The sequence below is a fragment of the Acinetobacter sp. USHLN143 genome (genome assembly GCF_037145695.1).
Taxonomy (GTDB): Bacteria; Pseudomonadota; Gammaproteobacteria; order Pseudomonadales; family Moraxellaceae; genus Acinetobacter; species Acinetobacter fasciculus.
Genome location: NZ_JBBCWZ010000194.1, coordinates 1 through 627, shown reverse-complemented (window position 1 = coordinate 627; position 627 = coordinate 1). Strand labels below are relative to the sequence as shown.

1 rRNA gene is annotated in these 627 nt (G+C 48.6%); it reads left to right on the top strand.

Features of this window, described 5'->3' with window-relative positions:
- Nucleotides 1–34: 34 nt before the first annotated feature.
- A 23S ribosomal RNA gene (locus WFH18_RS17655) occupies nucleotides 35–627 on the top strand; the annotation flags it as partial.

The following is a 627-nucleotide window of genomic DNA, read 5'->3' as shown; positions in this document are numbered from 1 at the left end:
ACTTGTAAGGATAAACGACTGTTTGGGGTTGTATAGTCAAGTAATTAAGTGCATGTGGTGGATGCCTTGGCAGTCAGAGGCGATGAAAGACGTGATAGCCTGCGAAAAGCTCCGGGGAGGCGGCAAATATCCTGTGATCCGGAGATGTCTGAATGGGGAAACCCACTTACCATAAGGTAGGTATTGCAACATGAATACATAGTGTTGCAAGGCGAACGAGGGGAAGTGAAACATCTCAGTACCCTTAGGAAAAGAAATCAATTGAGATTCCCTCAGTAGCGGCGAGCGAAAGGGGAAGAGCCCATTAAGTCATATAAGTTCTAGTGGAACGCTCTGGGAAGTGCGACCGTAGACGGTGATAGTCCTGTACACGAAAGGGCTTATATGATGATGTCGAGTAGGGCGAGGCACGTGAAACCTTGTCTGAATATGGGGGGACCATCCTCCAAGGCTAAATACTCCTGACTGACCGATAGTGAACCAGTACCGTGAGGGAAAGGCGAAAAGAACCCCTGTGAGGGGAGTGAAATAGATCCTGAAACCGCATGCATACAAGCAGTGGGAGCCGGCTTAGTCCGGTGACTGCGTACCTTTTGTATAATGGGTCAGCGACTTATATTCAGTAGC